We start from the raw sequence: 4,348 nt of genomic DNA, 5'->3' as shown, positions 1-4,348 counted from the left end.
GGCGGAGGTAGAATCGATGGATCGAAGATGGGAAGGTTTGGGCACGCGGGTCAGGTCCAGTCTCCGCCCTCTTCTCTACACTAATTTCGGGAGGAGCGCTGTCTCATCGGATGTTGGCACAGAGGGCAGGGGGCCGTGACGCTCAGTCCCGACACGAGGCGCACATGGGTGACGGTCTGCCCGAGGAGTTCACGGACTACTTGCCCGGCGGCTTGGGGCCCGAGGGTAGGTTGGGAGGGACGGGAAGTCCGCGGCTCTTGTAGTAGACGGAGCTCGTCTTGTTGAGCTGGTTGGCTCTGTTGTCGCCGGCGGGCGTGCCCGGGGCCGGCTTGCTTCTGCCCCCTTTGGCCCCCGAGCTACCGCCTCCTTTCTCACCGCCACCCTTCGCCATGATGCACCTCCGATGATGTAACGCCGGAGAGGATCATACATCTCGCTCGGGATGGCGCTACCCGAGATCTGCAGGCGCATCGGTAGGAAGGCTGCCCAGCAACTTCAGCCCAGGCGGCGGGATAAGAACGATGGAGGGAATCCTCATGAATATCCTTCGTCGTGTTGCCCATGCCGTTCTCGATCTGGAGAAGATGCGCTGCGAGAAGACGGTGAATGTCTTTCGCAAGATTGGTCTTTACAGGCGGCTCCTCGAATCGACCGGCACCGAGCCAAAGGTCGCTGCGGAGATCGAGAGCCAGATGCTCTCCATCATGGAGGAGGGCATCCTCGAGCAGCACATGCTCTGCTCCCGGTTCGTGCGGGGCGAGCTCGCGTTCATCGAGTTCGTGCAGGAGTGGAAGGTCTGGTACGGGGAGTACGCCGCGTGGTGCGACCGCGTCTCCCTCGACGCGTTTCGATACGCCGCGTGAGCCAACGCGGGGACGAGGAGCCCGCGCCGGAGAGAGGCATCCGGGCGAAGGTGACGAGGGGCAGGCCCAAGAAGTCGGTTGCCTCCCCGGCGTTGCCCAAGCCGTCCCGGCGGGTGAGGCGCGCGGCGTGATGCCGCGGGGAACGGGCCGTGCCCGTTCTCATAGCTCCGGGTTCGGTGACGAGTCGGCCCGCGAGGGAGATTGTTCCGCACGCCTTATCCTGGCGCGGGACCGGGCGATCGATGTGAGGCGCCCCTCGGAAGATGTGTCGGAGCCGCCCGTATGGACGATCGGAGCCCCAAGGGGCGACCCTGATCCGTGGATTTTGCCCCGCTGCGGGGCGCTGGTCGTCGAACACGAGGCGCCTGCCAACCGTCCGATAGGGTGCTCATGGTTTCGTGGCACAGAATTGATTCTGTGATATTGAATGTTTCGGTGGCACAGAATGAAGAGACGCTGGCTACCCACGGCCCCAAACTCGGGAAAGGCGGTCGTCCGCCGCGGGCCGACACGGCCGCAACCGATGTGCTCCGCGTGCGGCTTACTGCCGAGGAGAGGCGCCGCCTCAATGACGCCGCCGCAGCTCAAGGGCGGTCTGTCGCCGATCATGTCCGTGCATGGATCAACGGGGAGGCCCCCGAGGCGACCCAAGTGATCGAGGCCGCCCCGGCTGCTTCTTCGGCGATCCCGCCCGACTTCGTGATCGCAAGACCTCGCCGTGGCGTTGAGCCAAAGCTCTGGTCACGGTGGACGCCGCGGTACGTGTGGACGCTTCACGTGGTCCCCGGCCGCCTCGACGGCCCTCCATTGTGCGTGCGCCGCCGCGTGCTGGCGGACATGAGAGGGGGAGGTTGCGACATCGAGACACCAGGCGGCGACATGGGCGTCAACTTCGACACCCTTCAGCAGCAAGGCCACGCTCGCGCCTACGGCTCGCACCGCGCAGACGACGACCCGCCGACCATAGCCGGCCGGTTCTGGGGGTGCGACCTCGCCCTTGACGTCTACGACCACAACCCCACAGCCGAGGAGCGGGAGGCTTGGCTTCGCCGCCATCGTCTCGAGCAGGCCCTCATCCGTTCGCCGCCCTCGTCGGTATGGGTCACGTTCCCCGCGGCGCGGGTCGGGGCGCCCGATCGCGCGGTGAAGTGCAGCGCGGAGCGAGCGCTGGGGAAGAAAACTGGCGCGGTGTGCCGCTCCGATCTCGAGGTGTACCTCCCAGGGTATCGCCCGCCCCGCCCTGGCGGCTTCTACAAGCACATGACCACTGTCGACCTGTACGAGCTCGCCGTCATGGGCTCTGCATCCGCGCGCGGCGTGGACGGCGCGCGGCGCGTCTACTTGCACAGGCCCACCGACGAGCAGCTCCGCGCTGATGGTCGAGCGCGTGCCGAGGAGCAAGCGGAAGCCGCCCGGCGGGAAGCCGAAGCGAAGAACTTCGCCGACACCTGGTTCCGGCCCCCCACCGGGGCGCCCCGAGAAGATCCCGGCGCCGCCGCTGTCCGCGCTCTCGGGCTCGATCCGGCGACCGCCACCGAGGACGACGTGCAAGCCGCCTTCCGCGCCCGCGCCCGGACAGGCCACGCCGACAAGGGAGGGAAGCTCGACATGGGCGAGCTGGTGCGCCAGCGCGATGCCGCCCGGGCCTACGTCAATGCTCGCTCGAGGTGATGGGGGACGGCCAGCCCGCCGAATTCGAGCGGGTCCTTTACGTGCCCCGAGCGGAGGCAGCACCAGCGTAGGAAGGTACCTGGTCTGCGCGAGGCGCTGTCGTCTTGGCGATGCTGTAGCCCTTCTCGGTCAGGGCTTCAATCACCCCGCCATCGAGTAGCCAGCATCCTCGAGGTCGACCTGGGGCACGAGAAGCATCGGGCGCATGCTGAAGCCGCCGCCCGACTCGAGACGCCCGAGGCGCTTGTCGAGTAGCTTGTAGGCATCGAGCAGCGGCCCCACGGCGAGTTCGATCCTCTCCACGAGCTTCTGGTCGAGGACCGGCTTGTTCAGCGCGTGGCGGGCCGCGATGAAGGCGCGAATGAACTGGAGGGTGATCGCTCGTGCGGTCGGGGTGCGGGCCTGGGTCGTGACGAAGAGAGCCTGCTCCTCCGTGAGCCAGTACTCCGCGGTCCGTGGACTGCGCTTCGCTGCGAAGCGCTGGTCGTCGAACACGACGTAGCCTCCAGCGGCCAGCTCCTTGATCAGGTCCCGGATCTTCCTGGGGCGGCCGTAGCCGAGCCGGGCGCCCCAGCTCCATGTCCTGAATGCGATTGCCGATATTGGGGCCGCCCCCCCGTCCACCTCGCGCTCGGCCAGCCCCGATGCAACCTGGAGACGTCACCCAGAAAGCTGCACGGCCACATCGATCCCCAGGCGCAGGGCCTTCATCGTGATCAGCAGCCCGACCACCAGCTTCCAATAGTAGGGCAGCGATGCCACCAGATCCGCAGCGGCGGTCGACGCCTCGGCAGTGGCTGCGCGCCACTCATCCGCAGCTTCTGCCCAGGTCAGCGTCACCTCATTGCTCACGGTTTATCTCCGTGTCTATTCTACCGCGTCTATGCGACGGCGCGGAACAGCCCCCTCCTATGTCGCTCATCGAGCTCACTGATTGTCTTCGGATTCTCTTGCACGTACTCGAAAAAGTGTCTGTTGAACACTGCGGCCCCTTCCTCGGTCAATCGGTAGACTTCAGCATCTACGTGCTCTCCGGGAACCACCTCGCGCACCGCATAGCGAGGGTCGTGCCGCAGATCAATCCCGTGCTTCTCGAGGCTCCAGGTCACCACGCGGCCGATTCGTTGACGGCTGACACCGTAGTAGCGGGCCAGCGAAGAGATCGAGATCCGACCGTCGCCATCTAGATCTTGGGGCGGATAAAAACCCGCCGGCTGCGGCTGGTGCTGAGGAGCCCGGACAACGCCCGGAAGCCCCCCGGGAGATAGGCGACCAGAGAGCCGACCCAGAGGCCGCGGGGCTGGCGCCGGAGGTGAAGGCGGGGCTGGCTCGGGCACTTTGGGAGCCATCGCCTCGATCACCTCCTGCACGGGCTTGGGAGGTGCCTCCGCCGGCTCGGGTAGTACAGCGACAGGCACCGCCCTCGCGGGGGGCAAGGCTGGCTTCTTCGGCGCCATCAGGAGCGCTCCAGCCGCTTCTAAATAGCCCTCGATGCGATTGGAAGACATCCCCACCTGCTGCGCCACCTGAGCGAGCTGGAGAAGCAACCACGCGCGTCCCGAGGGAGTGTCGGCCAGCAGGAGATCCGCCACCTTCGGATCGAGGAGCTGCGGCCGGCCGGAAGCAGCCAGCGCCGAAGTGCCCGGGATGTTCTCTCCGCGCCGCAGCTTCGGCAGAACTTCATCGGCTAGAGCGCCAACCCGTTCGCTTCCACCTCAAGTTACGCGGCCTTGTGCAAGGCCAGCGCACCGCCTCGCCGCAGGATGACCTCCAGGTTCAGCACCGCGCAGTGGCGCCGCAGGTCGAAGAGATTC

General features: G+C 66.5%; 4 protein-coding genes. 2 read left to right on the top strand and 2 right to left on the bottom strand.

Going from position 1 to position 4,348, the window contains the following annotated elements; all coding sequences use genetic code 11:
- The first annotated feature begins 536 nt into the window (after positions 1-536).
- Positions 537-863: a hypothetical protein gene (locus GF068_RS43110; protein WP_153825408.1), complete on the top strand. Its 327-nt coding sequence runs from the start codon at positions 537-539 to the stop codon at positions 861-863.
- A gap of 390 nt (positions 864-1,253) precedes the next feature.
- A complete protein-coding gene (locus GF068_RS43105; RefSeq protein ID WP_153825407.1) occupies positions 1,254-2,534 on the top strand; it encodes a hypothetical protein in 1,281 nt (426 codons plus the stop codon).
- A 141-nt stretch (positions 2,535-2,675) separates the two neighbouring features.
- Here the strand turns inward: GF068_RS43105 and GF068_RS43100 are convergent, their stop codons facing one another.
- Positions 2,676-3,158, bottom strand: a complete 483-nt coding sequence (locus GF068_RS43100) for a hypothetical protein (protein WP_153825406.1) — start codon at positions 3,156-3,158, stop codon at positions 2,676-2,678.
- Positions 3,159-3,194: 36 nt separating this feature from the next.
- The gene (locus GF068_RS43095) at positions 3,195-3,386 is read right to left on the bottom strand and encodes a hypothetical protein (protein WP_153825405.1); all 192 of its coding nucleotides are present in this window, start codon (positions 3,384-3,386) and stop codon (positions 3,195-3,197) included.
- Between the last annotated feature and the right edge of the window lie 962 nt (positions 3,387-4,348).

Source organism: Polyangium spumosum, from assembly GCF_009649845.1.
Lineage (GTDB): Bacteria > Myxococcota_A > Polyangia > Polyangiales > Polyangiaceae > Polyangium > Polyangium spumosum.
This window is presented reverse-complemented; position numbering and strand designations above follow the sequence as displayed.

Bases quoted from the DNA above. Each gene is read 5' to 3' on its own strand.
- GF068_RS43110 (WP_153825408.1), top strand. From the start codon at position 537: ATGAATATCCTTCGTCGTGTTGCCCATGCCGTTCTCGATCTGGAGAAG.
- GF068_RS43105 (WP_153825407.1), top strand. From the start codon at position 1,254: ATGGTTTCGTGGCACAGAATTGATTCTGTGATATTGAATGTTTCGGTG.